Here is a 17,862-nt window from a genome sequence, read left to right as displayed (position 1 = left end):
CTGCCAATATTCCGAAAGGCGAGCGGCTTTTCCGCCATCATCTTTTGATCGCTTAAACCACGCCGCTGAAATGTTGAATGCGCGCGTCCGTCAGCGTGAACGGCGTCGGCGTACAGACCGCAATACTTAACCCATCGTGCAGAATCTGGCTGAGCGACAGCGGGCCGTGACAGGCGCTGTCAACGGAGGCCATTTGCCAGGCGCTGCCGCCGCGCTGTTTCACCAGCGCCTCTTTGCGCGTCCAGATACGCCAGAAGACCGTGAGCTGCTGCGCCGGCGAAGCCTGCGCCAGTTCCTGGTGCTCGCTTTCGCTGAACAGGGCGTTAGCCAGGCGGCGCCAGCCTTCGCGCGGGCGAATCACTTCGATGTCGCAACCCACCTCGCCTTTATCGCTGAGCAGCAGGGCAATATCGTCGCCGCTGTGGCTAAGGTTAAACCACAGCCTGCGCGCGACGGGGAAGGCAGGCTTGCCCTGTTCGCCAAGCTGAATGTCCGTCAGCGGGGCACCCGCCTGCGCCAGCAGCGCGCGGCCGGCAAGCCAGCTGGCTCGTCGCGGTCCGTCCGGCGCCTGCGCCATCAACGCAGGCGGTAACGGCAGGGCGCTAAGGGCGGAGATCTTACCCAGAAAAAGCTGATACATTTCAAGGCCAGCGTCGAATAATGATCGAGGTGTTAATGCCGCCGAAGGCGAAGTTGTTGCTCTGCAGGAATTCACACTCCAGTTTGCGCTTTTCCCCCATGATGTAATCCAGTTCGCCACAGTTGGCGTCCGGTTTATGGAGATTCAGCGTTGGCGCAAACCAGCCTTCGCGCATCATCTGCAGGCTCATCCACGCTTCTAACGCCCCGCAAGCGCCAAGCGTATGGCCGAAATAGCTTTTCAGCGAAGAGATCGGCACGCTGTCGCCGTAAACGGCCGCCGTTGCCTGGCTTTCCGCGATATCGCCGCGATCGGTGGCGGTGCCGTGGGCCGAAATATAGCCGATATCCCGGGGGCTTAAGCCCGCCATGTTTAGCGATTGTTCCATGCAGATCTGCATGGTTTCGCGCTGCGGCTGGGTAATATGGGCCGCATCGCAGTTAGTGGCGAACCCGACGATTTCACCGTAGATGGTTGCGCCGCGCGCTTTGGCATGCTCGAGATCTTCAAGGATCAGCGTGCCGGCGCCTTCGCCAATCACCAGACCATCTCGCTGTTCATCGAACGGAGAGGGGGTGAGGGCCGGTTCGTCATTGCGTTGGCTGGTGGCGAAGAGGGTATCGAATACCGCGGCTTCCGAAGGGCAGAGCTCCTCGGCCCCGCCGGCCACCATCACCGTTTGGTAACCGTGGCGAATAGCTTCCCAGGCGTAGCCAATCGCCTGGCTGCCGGAGGTGCAGGCGCTGGAGGTGGGGATCACGCGCCCCCGCAGACCGAAGAATAATCCGGTATTCACCGCGGTGGTATGCGGCATCATCTGCACATAGGTAGTGCCGGTGATATTGTTGGTATGTTTCTCCGTCAACATGGTGGCGAACTCGCTCACCGGACCGGTACTACCGGTTGACGAGCCGTAAGCGATGCCGGTTTGGCCGTTGGTCAGCACGGTGTCGCCGATAAGCCCGGCCTGCTCCAGCGCGAGCTCAGTGGCGCGGGTGGAGAGCCGCGATACCCGCCCCATCGCGCGGATACGCTTGCGGGTATAATGCTCCGGCAGGGTGAAATCGTCGATTGGCGCCCCCAGCAGCGTATGCAGTCCGTCATACGCCAGCCATTCAGGCATCTTACGCACCGCATTTTTATATTCCCGCAGCCTGGTGGCGACATCCTGCCAGTTTTCGCCAAACGCGGTCACCCCGCCCATCCCTGTAATGACCACCCGGCGTATCATAGCATCCCCCCGTTGATGGAAATGACCTGGCGGGTGACGTAGCCCGCGATATCCGACATTAAATAGCTGGCAAGCCCGGCCACCTCGTCGGCCTGACCCATGCGTTTCATCGGGATCATGGTCATCGCCTCTTGCAGCGCGCGCTCTTCCATGTCAATCATCCCGGTGTCGATAAGACCCGGCGCAATACAGTTAACGGTGATTTTGCGTTTTGCCAGTTCTATCGCCAGCGCTTTGGTGGCGCCGATAATGCCCGCCTTGGCGGCGCTATAGTTGACCTGGCCGCGGTTGCCCATGACGCCGGAAACCGAGGAGAGGGTGATGATACGTCCGCCCTGGCGCGCGCTAATCATCGGCATGATGCAGGGATGAATGACGTTATAAAAACTGTCGAGGTTGGTGTGGATCACGGCGTCCCAGTCGTCATCGCCAAGCGCCGGGAAGGCGCCGTCGCGGGCGATGCCGGCGTTGCTGACAATGCCATACCACGCGCCATGGTCGGCCATATCCTGCTCCAGTACCTCGCGGCATTGCTGACGATCGGCGACGTCAAAACTCAGCAGCCGGCCGTCGCCGCCGGCGGCGGTTATCGCCTCCAGCGTCTGTTGCGCCCCCGCGCGGTCGCGATGAAAGTGGACGCCCACCACAAAACCGTCCGCTGCCAGCTGGCAGGCGATAGCGCGACCGATGCCTTTGCTGGCGCCGGTAACCAAAACTGAACGACTCATTCTGACGCTCCTTGTTGAAATAAAGTGCTAAGTTCTTCTGTTGTGGGCTGGAAGGTGTTGACCCGCCCGCTGGCCAGGACGTCATCGTCCACCATAATGGTGCCTTCGAAGCTGCCGAAACGTTCATCCTGCATCAAGAGCTTCACGCTGATGGACAGCGTCTTTCCGCCCGGCAGGCTCCCGGCCGCGCAAACCAGTTCGCGCGCGCCCAGCACCATGCCTAAAGCGAGCGACGTTTGTCCTTGCTGCTGGCGGTGCCAGCCGGACCAGACGCCGACGGTCTGCGCCATTAATTCAAGGGCGAACCAGCCGGGAAGATCGCCGTTGGTATCGAGAAATGGCGCCAGAACGCTGCCGGGTGAGACCGCGACGCGGCAGGTGGCGGTGTCGGCAGTCACCGCCTCGACCTCTTCCAGCAGCAGCATCGGCGCGTCGTGCGGCAGGTAACTGCCGGGTGATAAAAAGTGGCTCATGACATTCTCCCGAGCAGGATGCTGGTGTTATTGCCGCCAAAGGCAAAAGAGTTCGACAGGATAACTGGCCGCGACAGCGGCTGCGGATGTTCAATGAGCCCGCACGGCGGTAGCGTGTCATCCTGCGGAGACTGACTGAAATCCTGTGCCGGTAACAACAGATTGCGCTGCAGGATCAGCATGCCGATGGCGGCCTCGGTGATCCCCGCCGCACCCAGCGTATGTCCGGTCAGATGTTTGGTGGAACTACAGGGCACCCTTTCGCCAAACAGCGCGTTGATCACCCGGGCTTCTATCTGGTCGTTAAGCCGCGTAGCGGTACCGTGCAGGTTAATGTAACCCACCTGCTCCGGCATGATGCCCGCGTCGTCCAGCGCCTGCTGAATGGCGCGCATCGCCCCTTCTCCTTGGGGATGCGGGGCGGAAATATGCCAGGCGTCGCTGGATTCGCCGATACCCAGCAGCGCGATGGGCTGCGGCTCGCGGGTCAGCAGCATCAGCGCCGCCCCTTCGCCGATGGTGATCCCGCTGCGGTCGCGGCTAAACGGCTGGCACTGCGTCGTGGAGAGCGACTCCAGGCTGTGAAAGCCGTTGATGGGCATCCGGCTAAGGGTATCCGCGCCGCCGACGATCGCCACATCCGCCAGTCCCGCCTCAATGAGCCGCCGTCCGCTGATTATCGCCCGCGCGCTGGAGGAGCAGGCGGTTGACAGGGTATATGCCGGACCATCCAGCGCCAGCCAGCGGCTGAGAAAACGCGACGGGTCGCCCAGCTCCTGCTGTGGATAGCGCCAGGCCTCGCTCGCCTTGCCGTTAAGCGTCAAATTAACGTGTACGTCGCCTTCATCCAGCCCTGACGTACTGGTGCCCAACACCACGGCGACCCGATCCCGGCCATAGCGGGCGATAGCGCGATCCACCTGCGGCCGGATCTGCGCCAGCGCCGCCAGCAGCAGCTGATTATTGCGCGAACGATGGTCGCGAAAGGTATCGGGAATGGCGGGTAGTTCGCCGTCCACCCCCGCGAAAATCGCCTGCGGATGCCCCTGTAACCACCCTTCACGCGGGCGCATGCCGGGCGCTATACCGCGGGCCAGATTGGCGGCGATTTCATCATTATCGCGTCCCAGGGCGTTAATCATGCCGACAGCAGAAATGAAGATCATCTCAGTCACCCAGGTATTGAATGGTGATGTGGTATTTAAAGACGTGCTGCTCGATGCTAATCGGCACGCGCTTGCCTTTGCGGTTGATATAGGTGATGTCGGTGACCAGTTTTCCGCGCGCGTTACGCAGTTCGCGTTTGTCGCCGCGGTCGGTTAGCGTCCAGCCTTTCGGCAGCTGCGGCAGCCATGCGCTAAGCGGCCAGTGGCTGAGCATCACATCGGCCAGCACCTGGCTGGCGGGCGGCAGTTGCGGGATCACCATCGACTGTTCCGCGCGCAGCCCTTGTTGATCATAGGTCACCAGGAACAGGCGGATACCGACGGACGACAGGCCCGCCAGCGTGAGCTTTTTATCATCGGCATTGAGCAGCACCAGCAGCGACTGGGTTTGGCCGTTGAAGCGGCCGGTCAATAACTGCTGGGAACTGATGGCCGGCGAGATGCCCGGCGGCGGCAACGTGACGCGCGTACCCGGCTCCAGCCACGCCTGCGGACGGCCTTGCGGCTCCGGCGGCGAATGACTGCAGCCGGCCAGCAATAAGGCGGCGAAGAGCGCGAAGGCGCGCCAGAATGATGGTCTTCTCATCGTCTTTTTTTCTCTTTTTTGCTCGGCATCGCCAGCGGCGACAGCAGGAAAGCGGTGAAAATACCGCTGACCAGGACAGTGCCAAAGCTGCTGATGGCCTGGGTGGCGCTAAACACCAGCATGCCAAGCGTTAATAAGGTGGTCATCATCGCCAGGGTAACCGCCAGCAGCGATGTCAGCGGCGTGCCGCGCGGGTTGCTGAAAAACAGGGTGTAGTTGATGCCAATCCCAAGTACCAGCACCAGCGCCAGTAAGGAGAACAGGTTAACGGCGTGGCCGATGAGCGCCAACGCCCCCAGGCCGCATCCCAGCGACAATACCGACGGCACCAGGCTTATTAAGCCCTTGCGCCAGCCAAGGCGGATAGCGGCGCCGCAGGCAATCACCGCCAGCGCAACGCCCAGCAGCCCGGTTAAAATATGACGGTAGAGCGCGAAAAGCTGGTCGAAATCGCTTTTACGATCGACCCACGCCACGCCAGTCTGGGTTGTGCTGAGCGCCTTCAGCGCCGGGCTATCTTTCACCCCGCTCACTGGCACCAGTACGCCGCTTTCGCCATCCGGCAGCGTCAGCCATAGCAGCCGCCAGCCTTCGCTGGCCGGACTGGCAAGCCAGTCGCCGACTGTCACCGGCATCGGCCGCAGGTCGGGGTGAACAGCGGTGAGTCCGGCGTTATTCAGCGCCTGGCCGATGGCCGGCGCCGCCTGCTTCAGCAGGGCCAGATCCTGCTGCTGGCGGGCCAGTGAATTGAGCGGAATGGCGCGATACCCGCCAAGCATACCGTCGGTTTGCGCTTTAGCCAGTGCGGGCATAAAGGCTTCAAGCCGCTGCAGCGTTTGTTGCGCCGTGTCGCCGTAAACCACGAACCACTTTTGATCGACGCTTTGGCCAGTGAGCGCGGTGATGGCATGCTCCTGGGAGAGGATATTCTGCGGTAGCGCCTGCAGCTGTGAGATATCGTCATCCACCCGCAGGAGAGCGAGCCCCGTCAGGGAGAAAATGGCCAGAACCACCGGCAGACCGATGGCGAGTTTTTTGTTACGCCGCCATGCCGCGAGCCAGCGCGACATCAGCACCATCGCTGGAACGGGACGCACCGGGAGCCCATGGCACAGCCATGGCTGCCAGAAAATCACCGTCAGGCATGAGGCGCTTAGCCCCACGGCCGCAAATAGCGCCATCTGGCGAATGGCCGGGAAGGGGGCCAGCATCATGATTAAATAAGCCGCCACGGTGGTAAGCAGCGCCAGCAGCAGCGCTTTCCGTACTTTAACAAGGCTTTGCCACGGTGAAGCCGCTGCGCCATGGACCATCCGTTCTGTCAGGTAATAGAGCGTGTAATCTGCGGAAATGCCAATAATGCTCATGCTCATCACCAGGGTCATCAGATGCAGCTCGCCAAACAGCAGCAGCGTGGCAACGGTGCCGGCCAGTGCGCCGATAGCGATAGAGATCGCGCATAACAGCAGCGGACGCAGCGAGCGGAACACGGCCACGATCAACAGGATGACGCCGAACAGGGTGGCCGCGCCGAGAGTGGAGATATCGCGCTTCGCCTGCTGGCTGGCGTAATCACTGTAAAATACGGTGCCGCGCGACAGCAGCTGCGCCTGCGGGTGGCGCGCTTTTAATTCCTTTTCAAGCTGCGCGAGGGTGGTCACCAGGCGGTGCGTCTGTCGCATATCGAACGACGAACCCGCCAGCTCGCCGTGCAGCAGATACCAGACGTTACCTTGCGCGTCTTTGCTGGTCAGCCACCCGTCCTGCAGCTGCATCCGCTGGCCGCTATTCGCCATCGCCAGCTGTGAGCCGCGCATCAGCATCAGCGGGTCGTTTTGTAACTCTTTACCGCTGACCCCGGAAAACGCCGAATAGAGCTGCGAAAGGATCCACTGGGCCTGCGCTTCGCCGCCCTCCTGCAGACGTGCGCGGGTGGCGGGGTCGATTAACGCATTGCGATGTTGCCAGAAAAACGTTCCCCAGGCCTGCTGACTGGCGGCATCCATTGGGCCTTTGACCTCGGCCAGCGCGTCTGAGGTTTGCAGCAACCGCAGCCAGTCGCGAGCCACCTGCGGGTCGGCCTGTTTACCGGGACTGACCAGCCAGACCAGCTGGCGATCCAGACGCTGCATAAAGCCGTCGTTCAGCGCCGGGGGGATCGCGCCGAGCGTCTGTTTGGGCAGCATCGCCAGCACGCTGCTGTTGAGCCGGGCCTGCGGCAACAGCGCCAGCAGCGCGCCCGCCAGTATCAGGCAGACGACGCCCCAGATCAGCGCAGGACGTTTACTGGGCGGCAAAGCGTTGGCGTTCGTCATCGGTCAGTTGCACTGGCGTCAGTTGATGTTGGGAAAGGGCGATATCGGTGCGATCGCCTTGTTTATCGTTGAGTTGAATATGCTCCAGGTAGGTTTTTCCGGCGAGATCGATGCTGGCGAAAATCTTATCCAGCGGCGTGGTGACAGGCGTCAGGCGCAGCGTCCATCGCCCGTCGCCTTTATCGGCGAATTCCACGCGGAAGTTCTCCTCCAGCACGTTACGATCGGCCTGGAACAGCGCGCGCAGCAGATGGTTGAACTGGAACATCTGCGGGTTGTTTTCGGCGGTGACGGTCTGCGGCGGCTGGCCGTTAATCGCCTGCACCATCCGTTTGTCATCCAGCAGCAGTTGCATCGGGAACGGTGAGGTTTGATCCCACAGCAAGCCCTGGTCGCGGGCGATCAACATCCGCCCCTGGGATCGCAGCGGCTGCGGAAGATCCTTTATGGTGCGGGTTTGATCGAAGTGGGCGCGCACCACCGGCTGTTCGCTAAATTGTTTTTGCAGGTCATCGAGCGTCAGCGCGCTGACCAACGGACTGATGAACAGTCCCACCAACAGCAGCAATCTCATGGCGTGACCCCCATGCGTTCAAACAGAACTTGCGGGCTGACAAAACACATCTCGCCGCTTTTTTCGTCCACCGCGACCTGGATGGTGTAGCCGGTGGTGGTGCGTTTGCCGCTCTCGGCGGCAAAAATTTCATAGCCAATGCGCAGGCGGTTTTCGAACTCTTCCAGACGCGCGCGGACGCGAATACGCTGCTCGAAGGTGATAACGTCCCGGTACTTCACGCGGGTATCCACCACCGGCCACAGATAGCCGGAGGCTTTCATCTGCCGGTAGCCGTAGTTGAACTGGTTAAGCAGCGCCTCGCGGGCAATTTCGAAGTAGCGGAAATAGTTGCCATGCCAGACGACGCCCATCATATCGACGTCGTGAAAGGGAATGGTTAGCTCTACTTCAGCAGTAAAACGGGGATCGTTAAGCACCCTTTACTCCTTATCTTTGGGCTCCGGCAAACGCCAGAAATCGAAAAAGTTAAACCAGTCGAGCGGCGACTGCAGCGCGTAATATTCCAGCCGTTCGGCGTAGCGATCGATGATATGTTGCAGTGCCTGCTGGCGATTGGCGCGCGGCAGCGGCAGCGGGTCAGCGAACGGCTCACAGTAAATGCGCAGCTTGCCCTGCTGACGCAGAGCGAACATCAAATTGACCGGGCAGCGCAAAATAGCCGCGAGGATAAAGGGCCCCTGCGGGAAGGGGGCCGGTTGCCCCATAAAACGGCTCCAGCAGACGCGCCACTCGCCGCCGCGCTGCGGATTGACCGCAATACGATCGCCGACAATGGCGATCCATTCTCCGCGATCCAGTTTTTCCTGCAGCAGCATGGCGGTCTCCGGGCCGATATCGGTGACCGGCAGCAGGTTGAGTCCGGCCTGCGGGGCCATCTCCGCCATAATCTGCTTAAAGCGTTGGGCATTGTCGCTGAACACCAGCGCGTTGATGGTCTTGCTGCCCTGCAGCTGCGCCAGCGCACGGCAGGCTTCAACATCGCCGAGATGTGAGGCCAGCAGTAGTTTGCCGCGCGGATCGTCGATATTGAGCGTCTCTTCGGCACCTGCGGCAAACACCACATCGCGACCAAACTGCAGTTCGCCGCGCCAGCTGGCGATTTTATCCAGCATCGCGTTGCCAAAGCGCAGGAAGTGACGATAGCTACTGAGTTCGCCCGGCTCCGGCAGCTGACGAGCGGCTAACTGGTCGCGCACGCGGGTAAGCCAGTTTTGTGAAGCGCGGCGCGCGGTGCTGGCCGTTAGCCAGTAGACGCCGACCACCGGGTAGAGCAGCAGCGAAAACGCGTGTCGTCCCAACAGCCGCCACACCAACAGCATCAGGCGCATGCCCCATAAGCCTTTGACCTCCTTCTGACGCGCCCAGTGCGGCGAAGCGCGGCGAAACAGCAGCGAGGGGATCCGCGGCAACATGCCGAGGAACAGTCGGGTATGCATCAGCGAGATGCGGCAGTTATCTCTGAGGGCATCGAAATGCGACAAACCGTCCGGCGGATAGGTCACGCGGGTCGGGACAAAGTAGCTGGTGTTCCCCTGCCAGTAGAGGCGCACCATCACTTCGGTATCAAAATCCATCCGCTTGCCGAGGGGCACGCGCTTAGCCAGCTGCAGCGTCGGCGCCAGCGGATAGACGCGAAAGCCGCACATGCTGTCTTTTAGCTGCAGCGATAGCGTTTCAATCCATACCCAGACGTGGGTGATCCAGCGTCCGTACAGGCGCGAGCGCGGGATTGAGTCGTCGTAAACCGGCTGGCCGGAGATCAGCGCCTCGGGATGCTTCTGCGCCAGCGCCAGCAGCTGCGGAATATCTTCGATGGCGTGCTGCCCATCGGCATCGACCTGCACCGCGTGGCTGAACCCTGCTTGCGCTGCGGCCTGTAATCCGCAGATGACCGCGGCGCCTTTTCCGGCGTTCTGCGGTAAGCGGAGCAACGTCAGATCCGGGGTTTCCAGCGCCAGTCGCTCCAGCTCCAGCTGTGTGCGACGGTCGCTGCCGTCGTCCACCACGATACAGGGAAGATCAAACGGCTGCAGGCGCGCCAGCACCCGCGACATCATCGCGCCGTGGTTATAGCACGGGATCACCACGCAGGGGGAAAAGGTTAGCGACATAAGCGAATCTTCCCGCTGCTGGCGGTATGTCGTGTTTCGCCATCGTGGCGCTGATAGCTGAAGGTGATGAGCTGACGCGCTTCCTGCCAGCTAAGAGTGAGCGTCACGATCGCCCCCGGCAGGAGCGGCGACTGGAATTTCACATTGTGAATATCGTGAAAGCGCCAGCCGGGCGCCAGCAAGGTGGTAGCGTAATGCATCGCCCAGTCAATCTGCGCGACGCCTGGCAACAAGGGCTGAACGGCAAAGTGGCCGCGAAACCAGAATAACGCCGGATCCACCGATAAAATGATTTCAACCCGATCGGCTTGTGGCTGACGGCGCTCAATTTCATGGGGCTGCATGAAATAACTCCTGTAACTGCGTGTAGACACGCTTGTTCATACTATTGACGGGGATCTCGTCGATAACCCGCCAGTAGCGGGGAATGGCGACCGGTTCCAGCAGAGGGCGCAGTGCTTTTCGCCAATGAGTCTCCTGGCTTTTTCCCCAGCGCTGGCGGGCATGGTTATCCAGCACCAGCAATACGCCAATACTCTGACGGCTGCCGCGGGTGATGGGTAACACGGCGGCATCAATGATGCCTTCAAGTTCCAGCAGGCGCTGCTCCACTTCGCTCAGCGATATGCGCTTCTCTTCAATTTTGACCACGCGATCCCGACGGCCTGCCAAATGGAAGTGGCCACTCTCGCTAAAATGCAAAATATCCTCGAGCAGCTGGCCGCGGTTATCGGTAATAAGCGGAGAAAAGAGGCGGAACGCATCGCCTTCTGGCTGAAAGCGGATGCCAGGAAACGGTTGCCATGGCGCCTCATCCTGCACGCGCTGGCGGCAGGCGATGACGCCGCTTTCCGTACTGCCGTATATTTCATCCGGCCAGGTATTGCACCAGCGGGCGGTTTGCACGGCATCCTGCCAAAGCAGCTTGCCGCCTGCGGACACGATCATTTCGATCGGCGGAGGGGTAAGCCGGTGGTCGAGACGTTTAAGGAAGGCCGGACTACTAATAAACAGATAGCGATGCTTCCGGCTTAACGCCGTTAACTGTTCGGTGTACTCCAGCATGTCCGCGTGAAGCGGTAAACCCAACGCCATTGGCAAGAACAGTCGAAACGTCAGGCCATACATATGCTGCGGCGCTACGGATGCCACCACCCGACAGCCTGCCAGACGCCCGGCATAGCAGGCGGATAACAGCGCCGCCTCGCGGTCGAGCGAGCCGATCGGTTTGCAAATTCGCTTCGGTTGACCGGTGGAACCGGAGGTGAATAATTCAATGCAAGCCTCTTTGCCTGGCGCGGGAAAATGCATCTGGCCGCTCGTTACCACCATCGTGGACTCGACAATCACCAGCGCGCCATCCCATGCCAGCGCTTTATCGCTGAGAATGCCGTCAAACAGCGCCTTCTGCTCATTTAACAGCGAAATACGGCCGTGGCCGGGAAGGACCGGCGTTTTGCCGGCATGCAGGGTTGCCAGCAGAGCGACGATAAACAAGTAGCTATTTTCAATGCACAACGCCCAGCGCATGGCTGGCTGCTGACGCAAGTGCGTGAGCAGGTGGGCGACATCATGGCGCAGATGTGCAAGCGTCCAGAGGTGCGTGTCCTGCCAGGCGATCGGCGTTTCCGGCGAACGCGCGGCGCTGAGCCACTGGTCCAACGGGAGAGGCTGCTTCATGGTTTATCTCGTTTTATCACCCGCTGGCGCACCAGCCACTCGCCGGCCATGAGCGTGCCCATCAGCAGATAGGAAATCATGCCGTTCCACGCCGTCCACAGGGACAGATCGCCATACAGCGCGGTAAAAAGCGCAATGCCACCGTTAATGATGAAAAAGGCGCACCAGATTTGGGTGACGCGCCGGGTATAGCGTACAGCCCGCTCCGGAAGATCCGGTTCACGCAGTCGCGCCAGACGCTCGATTATCGGCATCGTGGACCATAGCGAACCGCCAAACACCGCCAGCATCACGCTGTTCACCACCACCGGGTAAAATAGCAGTAACTGATGGGTTTTCAGCAGGTAGCTGGCAATACACAGCGTCATGCCGGCCACCGCCACAATCTGAGTGACCACGCTCAGCGCTCCCGCTCGTCGCCGGGTCTGACGAAAGCGTAAAAACAACATCAGCGCCATGAGCGGTAACAACCCTTGCAGGCTGTTATGCGCGAGGCCGAACCAGATTATAAACGGCCAGGCCAGCAGCAATATGCCCGTCAGCAATGGCACAACTGGCAGTGAGCGAATGCCCGACACGGTGAATTATTCTTCTTTGAACAGGCGTTCTACCGCATCGACCACATCCTGCACGGTGCGGACAGTTTTGAACTCTTCTGGCTTGATTTTCTTGCCAATTTTCTTTTGCAGATGGACGATCATGTCGATGGCGTCAATACTGTCCAGTTCGAGATCTTCGTACAGACGGGCCTCAGGCGTAATATCCTGCGGATCGATTTCAAACACGTTCACCAGCAGCGCGGAGATTTCTTCGTAAATGGCTTGTTGTTCATTCATAACCACTCTCCTCAGGCGCGCTGTGCTTGAATAAATGCCGCCAGCGTGGCGACAGAGTAGAAATGCTGACGCATCTCTTCACTTTCAGCCGACAGCACCACGCCGTACTGATTTTTCACCGCCAGACCCAGCTCCAGCGCATCAATTGAGTCCAGGCCCAGACCATCGCCAAAAAGCGCGGCGTCGGTGTCGATATCATCAGCGGACAGCTCGTCCAGGTTCAATGTACTGATGATCAGATTTTTAATTTCAAGATAGAGCGCTTGCATCATTCATTCCTGTTTCAGGGAGAGTGCCTGTTTCTAATTTAAGCAAAATATGACGGTTCAACTGTCTTGCGGCCAGCGCCGGTTCTTGTTTATTGGCATCATAAAACTGATGTATTGGCAGCCGCTCTCCAACCTCGACGGTAAACTGCGGCTTAGTTGGCGGCGCGTCGTACCATTTGCTTTGTTTACCCAGCATATGCTCGGTACAGCGGATGACGACAATGCGTAAATCGCTGCCACAGCGTACCGCGATATTAGCCGCCCCCCGCTGTAGCTGCATTTTTTTCCCCGGCACGGTGCGCGTGCCTTCAGGGAAAATCAAAATCGTATCGCCTTGCTGTAAACGCTGCCGGCTTGCCGGCAGCAGGGCATCGGCCTGATCGTTAATCAGATAATCGGCGGCGCGGATCACGCCGCTGACGAATGGATTTTTCAGCAGCGCGCTTTTTACCATGCAGTCGGTCTCCGGCATCACCGAGGCCAGCATCACGTAGTCAATAAGGCTGGGGTGATTGGCGACCACCAGGCAACCGCGCTCCGCGCGCAAAATATCGCGGCCATCGATACGGTAATCGAGAACCCCGACGCTTTTCACCACGCTGAGGAATACGCGAAAGCTAACGGAAATGCTGCGCCGCGCGATGCGGCGTCGGCGGGTTTTATTACGTACCAAAACCAGCAGCAGATTAAACCAGATGAGCGAGAGCAGCAGGCCGCCAATGCCAAACAGTGCGAAGCAGAAACCGGTCATCGCTGCGCGCCAGAGCCGATTAAGCCGGTGGAAAAACGGCTTCATGCGCGGCTCCATTGCCATTGCACGCGATCGCCGGGAAGCGTGAACGTGCGGGCATTCTGCAAATAGTACTGCAAGAACAGTAAACTTTGCGGTAATGGACTTTCAGCAACGGCTGCATGAGGCTGGGCGTGGCATTGCCACTGGCGACCGGGCTCAATCACCCAGGCTGCCGCATAGGGCCAGGTGGTGATACCTGGCGGCAACTGAGCGTGGTAAAACTCAGGGAGAAAACCGTCGAAATCAACCATCAACACGCGCTGATAACCCGCCTGTAGCAGGCCCATCACTTCGTATAATCCCTGCTGAAACGTATCGCGTCCGGCAGAAAGGGATGACGACATAATCGCTTTTTTTGCAGCAATCGTCAGATTACCCACGGCGGAATTATGCACCGATAAGGCGAAATCGGTCGGCGAGATCGCTTGCTCCATAGCCAGCGCATGGAGGATCCGATAGTTGCGCTCCAGTTCGCCGTGACGGCTGGTATAAAGAACGGCATCGATTTCATGGCGACGGAGCATAGCCAGACCGCATTCCACAGCCAGCTTACTTCCCGAGCTGAGTCGGCGTGCGGTCATCATCGGCAATTCGTTGAGTTTGGGTGGCGCCGCGGCGGGATCGATGGCGTGCAAATGCTGTGACCACCGTTGCCATTGCTCGGGGCCACTGACGCCAGGCGCGAAGGCCTGCCAATCAACAATGTTAAATGAAAATGTCATCCACTCGCATCCGCGATCAATCAATTATTCTTGTGGCATATCAACAAGGTATGCCCAACGCCTAAATTATCGTGACGCTGTTCTACTTCGAACCCCGCCATTTCAAGATAGCGGTAAAACTTCTCTACGCTGTAGAAACGGCTGTTGCCGTTGGCCATACAGGTAAAATAGAGTGAAGACGCATTCAGACTAAATGATGCTGCTTCAAATTTCTGCGCATCCCAGAACAATTCCAGAATGTACAGGCGGGCGCCAGGTTTCATGACCTGTGCCACATTACTGAGTATGGTGATGATTTGTTCTGGCGAGAAACAGTCCAGGAACTGACTCATCCACCAGATATCCGCTTCGCCGGGTAGGGGGGCGTCACTCAGCATATCCACAGCATGAAAATCGATGCGATGGGCAAGGCCAGCATTTTCTATATTTTCCCGTGCCAGTGCAATTTGTTGCGGTAAATCTAATAACGTGACCGCGATATTTTCATCGTACTGGCAACAGCGTAGCGCCCATTTCCCGGTATTACCGCCTACATCGTACAGCCTTGCGGGCTGGCTGGCGAATACATAGGGCAGCGCTGCAGTGAAGGCGCCATCGGAATAGTAATGGTCGAAGGCAAACCAGCTTTTGCGCGCCGCGGGTGGTAGCTGTGACAAGGCAGGGTAAATCGTTGGCCACTCACCAAAAACTTTTAACCCTGAAGGCTTTCCCTCCTGGAGCGCATTTTCCAGAAAGAATAATCCTTGATAACAAACGTCTTGAGTAAAATCCATATTTACTCGCGTCATCGGATCATGAAGTAAGAAATGTCCTATTTTAGAGAGGTGGTAGCGTTCCTCTTTATAGGTCAGGATACGACCGCTTAATCCCATATCGAGCAAAACGCTAACGGCATATTCTTTTCCGTCGAAAATTTCACTGATGGCTGCAAACGTTGCACCGCGTTTACCTTGTTGGTCCAGATAACCCAGAATACCTGAGTTGCGTAGACATAATGCGGTTTGAAAGAGCATGGGGGCAAAAGCAATACGCTGCGCTTCAGTAATGGCATCAAGTGCGCTGAGAGAATCCTTTTGGTACACGTTCGGTACAACCTTATTACAAATAATCGGCGAAACGGGTCAGTAGTGACCCGTATGTATATTTATTGTTGCAGAGCGGTGTTTGCTGCCAGCGTAACCTGAATATCTTTATCGAGGTTGTGTACCCAGCGGTTATAGTTTCTGTGAATTTTTCCGTTGGCGGCCATGAGATTAATGCTACTCACATAGACAATAGAATAACTTGTTGCGGAGTAGTTAATTTTAATATCCGCGACATGGTCGCGATTTTGCAATTTACCTTTTATGACGCCAGGGCCCGCGTCAGACATAATCCATTGGCGCTGAGCACCTGCTTTGATAATGGCATCCTTGACCTGCGCTTCCGTATGGCCGGCGCTCACTATCGCATTGACCTGTTCAATAGGGGCTGTCCGTGCGCAACCGGCGAGCGCACCGACAACCGTAGCGGCAATCATCCAGTGAATAATTTTTTTCATGAATACTCCATGTCAATATATTGGCTACTGGCATTAACTTATGCCACGTAAGAAACTTTTATATAGGCTGATATGCTGTGGTTGTTCTGTCAGGCAATATGTTCATCTGTATTAAAACAGGCCGGAGAGGGAAATATGATGTTATAGAAATATTAACATCATGATAAACAATGAGGCGCTATCAGAGCCGTGAGGAAGTATAAGTAATTTAACCCTGCTCAGGCAATAGCGATAATTATTAATATGTATTTATCCTTCCATTAAGGAAAGTCGAATAATCGTCGCGGCAATTTATGCTGATGAGCGCGGCGATGGCGCCGCTGAGGTTATTGCCATCGGAAGGCTGCTTTTCAACAGAAGTCGTGGTAATAGTGGCTCTGTATAGTACAAATCTGGTGGAACCTGATGCCCGAATCCGTCGCCGAACCGGCGCTCAATGGACTGCGCCTCAATCTGCGGATTGTCTCCGTGGTTATTTTTAACTTTGCCAGCTACCTCACCATCGGCTTGCCGCTGGCGGTACTTCCTGGCTATGTGCATGATGTAATGGGCTTTAGCGCTTTCTGGGCCGGCCTGGTGATTAGTCTGCAATATTTCGCCACGCTGCTCAGCCGCCCGCACGCCGGGCGCTACGCTGACCTGCTGGGGCCCAAAAAGATTGTCGTCTTCGGCCTCTGCGGCTGCTTTTTAAGCGGTCTGAGCTATCTGCTGGCCGCCTGGAGCAGCGGCTGGCCGCTGGTTAGCCTGCTGCTGCTATGCCTCGGACGAGTCATTCTCGGCATCGGCCAGAGCTTTGCCGGCACCGGCTCGACGCTGTGGGGCGTCGGCGTTGTTGGGTCGCTGCATATCGGGCGGGTGATCTCATGGAACGGCATTGTGACCTACGGGGCGATGGCGATGGGCGCCCCGCTCGGCGTGCTGTGCTATTCGCAAATTGGCCTCAGCGGCCTGGCCGGGGTCATTATGGCGGTTGCGCTGGTGGCTATCCTCTGCGCGCTGCCCCGCGCAGCGGTGAAGGCGGCGAAAGGCAAAGCAATGTCGTTTCGCGCGGTGCTCGGGCGGGTGTGGCCCTACGGCATGGCGCTGGCCCTGGCCTCCGCCGGTTTCGGGGTTATCGCCACCTTTATCACGCTGTTTTATGACGCCAAAGGCTGGGACGGGGCGGCCTTCGCCCTGACGCTGTTCAGCTGCGCGTTCGTTGGCGCTCGGCTGCTGTTTCCCAACGCCATTAACCGCCTCGGCGGGCTGAACGTGGCGATGCTCTGCTTTATCGTGGAGATCATCGGCCTGCTGCTGGTCGGCTTTGCCGATACGCCGCTGCTGGCGAAAATCGGCACCTTTCTTACCGGGGCCGGGTTCTCACTGGTCTTTCCGGCGCTGGGCGTGGTGGCGGTGAAAGCGGTGCCGCAGCATAACCAGGGGTCGGCGCTGGCCACCTATACCGTGTTTATGGATTTGTCGTTAGGCGTCACCGGGCCGCTGGCCGGCTTGCTGATGGCGTGGACCGGGATCCCGGTGATATATCTGGCGGCGGCAGGTCTGGTGATGGCGGCGCTGCTGCTGGGCTGGCGGTTAAAAAAACGGCCCCCGGTCAGCGAACCGGAGGCCGTCGCACCAGGCCAGTAATTACTGGATGGTGAGGGTGCTGATGATGCTTTCCGCTTCGGTCTGCGCCTGCTGCTGGTTGTCCGCCGGCAGGGTGACCTGCAGGGTCAGCAGTTTGTCATCCACTTTGCCGAGGAGCACGGAAGACCAGGCGGTCTGCCCCTTGGCGGAGATGATGCTGTCCAGCTGCTGCAGGGTGTGACCTTTGATCTCCAGCGATTTATTGCTCACCACCTGCAGCTGCGGGTCGCGGCTACGCTGCTGATCTTCCAGGCGTTTCGCCAGCACCGCCAGGTCTTCATTAGTGCTGTCGCCGACGATGACGATGACTGCTTTCTGGCCGGTGGCGTCAGAATAGACGTGCATGTTGTTCGCCTGAGTACCCAGTTTGCCGCTCTGGTCGGCCATGCCCGCAGGCAGGGTGAAGCTCAGTTTGCCATCCAGCAGGCTGATCGCCTGGCCGCTGGTGTTGCTCTCCGCTGCTGCCCCAACGGTTGGCGCTTTTGAATCGCTGTTATCGCAGGCGGCAAGCCCCATCACCAGCAGGCCAATACCGACATATTTAACCAAATTGCGCATTGACATCTTCC

General features: G+C 58.6%; 21 protein-coding genes. 1 reads left to right on the top strand and 20 read right to left on the bottom strand.

What is annotated here, in order from left to right; all coding sequences use genetic code 11:
• Positions 1-52: 52 nt before the first annotated feature.
• The 19 genes from acpT to K5R89_RS14220 all read right to left on the bottom strand — a co-directional run bounded on the left by acpT (position 53) and on the right by K5R89_RS14220 (position 15,667).
• Positions 53-640, bottom strand: coding sequence for a 4'-phosphopantetheinyl transferase AcpT (gene acpT / locus K5R89_RS14310; RefSeq protein WP_221853868.1), 588 nt, complete (start codon positions 638-640; stop codon positions 53-55).
• 1 nt (position 641) lies between these two features.
• The gene (locus K5R89_RS14305; protein ID WP_023291256.1) at positions 642-1,871 is read right to left on the bottom strand and encodes a beta-ketoacyl-ACP synthase; all 1,230 of its coding nucleotides are present in this window, start codon (positions 1,869-1,871) and stop codon (positions 642-644) included.
• On the bottom strand, positions 1,868-2,599 hold the full coding sequence (locus K5R89_RS14300) for a 3-ketoacyl-ACP reductase FabG2 (protein ID WP_087824970.1): 732 nt from the start codon (positions 2,597-2,599) through the stop codon (positions 1,868-1,870). The genes K5R89_RS14305 and K5R89_RS14300 overlap by 4 nt, the downstream gene beginning before the upstream one ends.
• Positions 2,596-3,072, bottom strand: coding sequence for a 3-hydroxy-fatty acyl-ACP dehydratase (locus K5R89_RS14295; protein WP_032454951.1), 477 nt, complete (start codon positions 3,070-3,072; stop codon positions 2,596-2,598). The genes K5R89_RS14300 and K5R89_RS14295 overlap by 4 nt, the downstream gene beginning before the upstream one ends.
• Positions 3,069-4,238: a beta-ketoacyl-[acyl-carrier-protein] synthase family protein gene (locus K5R89_RS14290; protein ID WP_195805673.1), complete on the bottom strand. Its 1,170-nt coding sequence runs from the start codon at positions 4,236-4,238 to the stop codon at positions 3,069-3,071. Before K5R89_RS14290 ends, K5R89_RS14295 begins: the two co-directional genes overlap by 4 nt.
• A gap of 1 nt (position 4,239) precedes the next feature.
• The gene (locus K5R89_RS14285; RefSeq protein ID WP_023291252.1) at positions 4,240-4,824 is read right to left on the bottom strand and encodes a DUF3261 domain-containing protein; all 585 of its coding nucleotides are present in this window, start codon (positions 4,822-4,824) and stop codon (positions 4,240-4,242) included.
• Positions 4,821-7,139 carry an MMPL family transporter gene (locus K5R89_RS14280; RefSeq protein ID WP_049014524.1) on the bottom strand — a complete coding sequence of 773 codons (2,319 nt, stop codon included), beginning with the start codon at positions 7,137-7,139 and terminating at the stop codon, positions 4,821-4,823. The genes K5R89_RS14285 and K5R89_RS14280 overlap by 4 nt, the downstream gene beginning before the upstream one ends.
• On the bottom strand, positions 7,108-7,713 hold the full coding sequence (locus K5R89_RS14275) for an outer membrane lipoprotein carrier protein LolA (protein ID WP_217259327.1): 606 nt from the start codon (positions 7,711-7,713) through the stop codon (positions 7,108-7,110). The genes K5R89_RS14280 and K5R89_RS14275 overlap by 32 nt, the downstream gene beginning before the upstream one ends.
• Positions 7,710-8,132 (bottom strand): thioesterase family protein, encoded by a 423-nt coding sequence (locus tag K5R89_RS14270; protein WP_032454265.1) that lies wholly within the window; start codon positions 8,130-8,132, stop codon positions 7,710-7,712. Before K5R89_RS14270 ends, K5R89_RS14275 begins: the two co-directional genes overlap by 4 nt.
• A gap of 3 nt (positions 8,133-8,135) precedes the next feature.
• A complete protein-coding gene (locus tag K5R89_RS14265) occupies positions 8,136-9,827 on the bottom strand; it encodes a glycosyltransferase (RefSeq protein ID WP_217259328.1) in 1,692 nt (563 codons plus the stop codon).
• A complete protein-coding gene (locus K5R89_RS14260; RefSeq protein WP_023291247.1) occupies positions 9,818-10,171 on the bottom strand; it encodes a beta-hydroxyacyl-ACP dehydratase in 354 nt (117 codons plus the stop codon). Before K5R89_RS14260 ends, K5R89_RS14265 begins: the two co-directional genes overlap by 10 nt.
• Positions 10,158-11,507: an AMP-binding protein gene (locus K5R89_RS14255; protein ID WP_217259329.1), complete on the bottom strand. Its 1,350-nt coding sequence runs from the start codon at positions 11,505-11,507 to the stop codon at positions 10,158-10,160. Before K5R89_RS14255 ends, K5R89_RS14260 begins: the two co-directional genes overlap by 14 nt.
• Positions 11,504-12,085, bottom strand: coding sequence for a hypothetical protein (locus K5R89_RS14250; RefSeq protein ID WP_023291245.1), 582 nt, complete (start codon positions 12,083-12,085; stop codon positions 11,504-11,506). The genes K5R89_RS14255 and K5R89_RS14250 overlap by 4 nt, the downstream gene beginning before the upstream one ends.
• 6 nt (positions 12,086-12,091) lie before the next feature.
• Entirely contained in the window at positions 12,092-12,343 is a 252-nt protein-coding gene (locus tag K5R89_RS14245) for an acyl carrier protein (protein WP_023291244.1), read from the bottom strand.
• An 11-nt stretch (positions 12,344-12,354) separates the two neighbouring features.
• On the bottom strand, positions 12,355-12,612 hold the full coding sequence (locus tag K5R89_RS14240; protein WP_023291243.1) for a phosphopantetheine-binding protein: 258 nt from the start codon (positions 12,610-12,612) through the stop codon (positions 12,355-12,357).
• Positions 12,593-13,426 carry a 1-acyl-sn-glycerol-3-phosphate acyltransferase gene (locus K5R89_RS14235; RefSeq protein WP_176694383.1) on the bottom strand — a complete coding sequence of 278 codons (834 nt, stop codon included), beginning with the start codon at positions 13,424-13,426 and terminating at the stop codon, positions 12,593-12,595. The genes K5R89_RS14240 and K5R89_RS14235 overlap by 20 nt, the downstream gene beginning before the upstream one ends.
• Positions 13,405-14,127, bottom strand: a complete 723-nt coding sequence (locus tag K5R89_RS14230) for a beta-ketoacyl synthase chain length factor (RefSeq protein WP_064158305.1) — start codon at positions 14,125-14,127, stop codon at positions 13,405-13,407. The genes K5R89_RS14235 and K5R89_RS14230 overlap by 22 nt, the downstream gene beginning before the upstream one ends.
• Before the next feature lie 20 nt (positions 14,128-14,147).
• Positions 14,148-15,209 carry a methyltransferase gene (locus tag K5R89_RS14225; protein ID WP_032454260.1) on the bottom strand — a complete coding sequence of 354 codons (1,062 nt, stop codon included), beginning with the start codon at positions 15,207-15,209 and terminating at the stop codon, positions 14,148-14,150.
• Positions 15,210-15,271: 62 nt separating this feature from the next.
• Positions 15,272-15,667 (bottom strand): lipoprotein, encoded by a 396-nt coding sequence (locus K5R89_RS14220; protein ID WP_023291239.1) that lies wholly within the window; start codon positions 15,665-15,667, stop codon positions 15,272-15,274.
• Between the two features lie 405 nt (positions 15,668-16,072).
• On the opposite strand from K5R89_RS14220, the gene K5R89_RS14215 reads away from it, so the two are divergent.
• Positions 16,073-17,293 carry an MFS transporter gene (locus K5R89_RS14215; protein ID WP_065883181.1) on the top strand — a complete coding sequence of 407 codons (1,221 nt, stop codon included), beginning with the start codon at positions 16,073-16,075 and terminating at the stop codon, positions 17,291-17,293.
• On the opposite strand, the gene K5R89_RS14210 is transcribed toward K5R89_RS14215, so the two are convergent.
• Complete coding sequence (locus tag K5R89_RS14210) at positions 17,294-17,851, bottom strand: DcrB family lipoprotein (protein WP_023291237.1); 558 nt, start codon at positions 17,849-17,851, stop codon at positions 17,294-17,296.
• Between the last annotated feature and the right edge of the window lie 11 nt (positions 17,852-17,862).

Source organism: Klebsiella sp. TF21-TM, from assembly GCF_019753495.1.
Lineage (GTDB): Bacteria > Pseudomonadota > Gammaproteobacteria > Enterobacterales > Enterobacteriaceae > Klebsiella > Klebsiella quasipneumoniae.
This window is presented reverse-complemented; position numbering and strand designations above follow the sequence as displayed.

What these genes read in the sequence shown, in the direction of transcription:
- acpT (WP_221853868.1), bottom strand. Translation starts at nt 640, where the DNA reads ATGTATCAGCTTTTTCTGGGTAAGATCTCCGCCCTTAGCGCCCTGCCG.
- K5R89_RS14305 (WP_023291256.1), bottom strand. Translation starts at nt 1,871, where the DNA reads ATGATACGCCGGGTGGTCATTACAGGGATGGGCGGGGTGACCGCGTTT.
- K5R89_RS14300 (WP_087824970.1), bottom strand. Translation starts at nt 2,599, where the DNA reads ATGAGTCGTTCAGTTTTGGTTACCGGCGCCAGCAAAGGCATCGGTCGC.
- K5R89_RS14295 (WP_032454951.1), bottom strand. Translation starts at nt 3,072, where the DNA reads ATGAGCCACTTTTTATCACCCGGCAGTTACCTGCCGCACGACGCGCCG.
- K5R89_RS14290 (WP_195805673.1), bottom strand. Translation starts at nt 4,238, where the DNA reads ATGATCTTCATTTCTGCTGTCGGCATGATTAACGCCCTGGGACGCGAT.
- K5R89_RS14285 (WP_023291252.1), bottom strand. Translation starts at nt 4,824, where the DNA reads ATGAGAAGACCATCATTCTGGCGCGCCTTCGCGCTCTTCGCCGCCTTA.
- K5R89_RS14280 (WP_049014524.1), bottom strand. Translation starts at nt 7,139, where the DNA reads ATGACGAACGCCAACGCTTTGCCGCCCAGTAAACGTCCTGCGCTGATC.
- K5R89_RS14275 (WP_217259327.1), bottom strand. Translation starts at nt 7,713, where the DNA reads ATGAGATTGCTGCTGTTGGTGGGACTGTTCATCAGTCCGTTGGTCAGC.
- K5R89_RS14265 (WP_217259328.1), bottom strand. Translation starts at nt 9,827, where the DNA reads ATGTCGCTAACCTTTTCCCCCTGCGTGGTGATCCCGTGCTATAACCAC.
- K5R89_RS14260 (WP_023291247.1), bottom strand. Translation starts at nt 10,171, where the DNA reads ATGCAGCCCCATGAAATTGAGCGCCGTCAGCCACAAGCCGATCGGGTT.
- K5R89_RS14255 (WP_217259329.1), bottom strand. Translation starts at nt 11,507, where the DNA reads ATGAAGCAGCCTCTCCCGTTGGACCAGTGGCTCAGCGCCGCGCGTTCG.
- K5R89_RS14245 (WP_023291244.1), bottom strand. Translation starts at nt 12,343, where the DNA reads ATGAATGAACAACAAGCCATTTACGAAGAAATCTCCGCGCTGCTGGTG.
- K5R89_RS14240 (WP_023291243.1), bottom strand. Translation starts at nt 12,612, where the DNA reads ATGCAAGCGCTCTATCTTGAAATTAAAAATCTGATCATCAGTACATTG.
- K5R89_RS14235 (WP_176694383.1), bottom strand. Translation starts at nt 13,426, where the DNA reads ATGGCAATGGAGCCGCGCATGAAGCCGTTTTTCCACCGGCTTAATCGG.
- K5R89_RS14230 (WP_064158305.1), bottom strand. Translation starts at nt 14,127, where the DNA reads ATGACATTTTCATTTAACATTGTTGATTGGCAGGCCTTCGCGCCTGGC.
- K5R89_RS14220 (WP_023291239.1), bottom strand. Translation starts at nt 15,667, where the DNA reads ATGAAAAAAATTATTCACTGGATGATTGCCGCTACGGTTGTCGGTGCG.
- K5R89_RS14215 (WP_065883181.1), top strand. Translation starts at nt 16,073, where the DNA reads ATGCCCGAATCCGTCGCCGAACCGGCGCTCAATGGACTGCGCCTCAAT.
- K5R89_RS14210 (WP_023291237.1), bottom strand. Translation starts at nt 17,851, where the DNA reads ATGCGCAATTTGGTTAAATATGTCGGTATTGGCCTGCTGGTGATGGGG.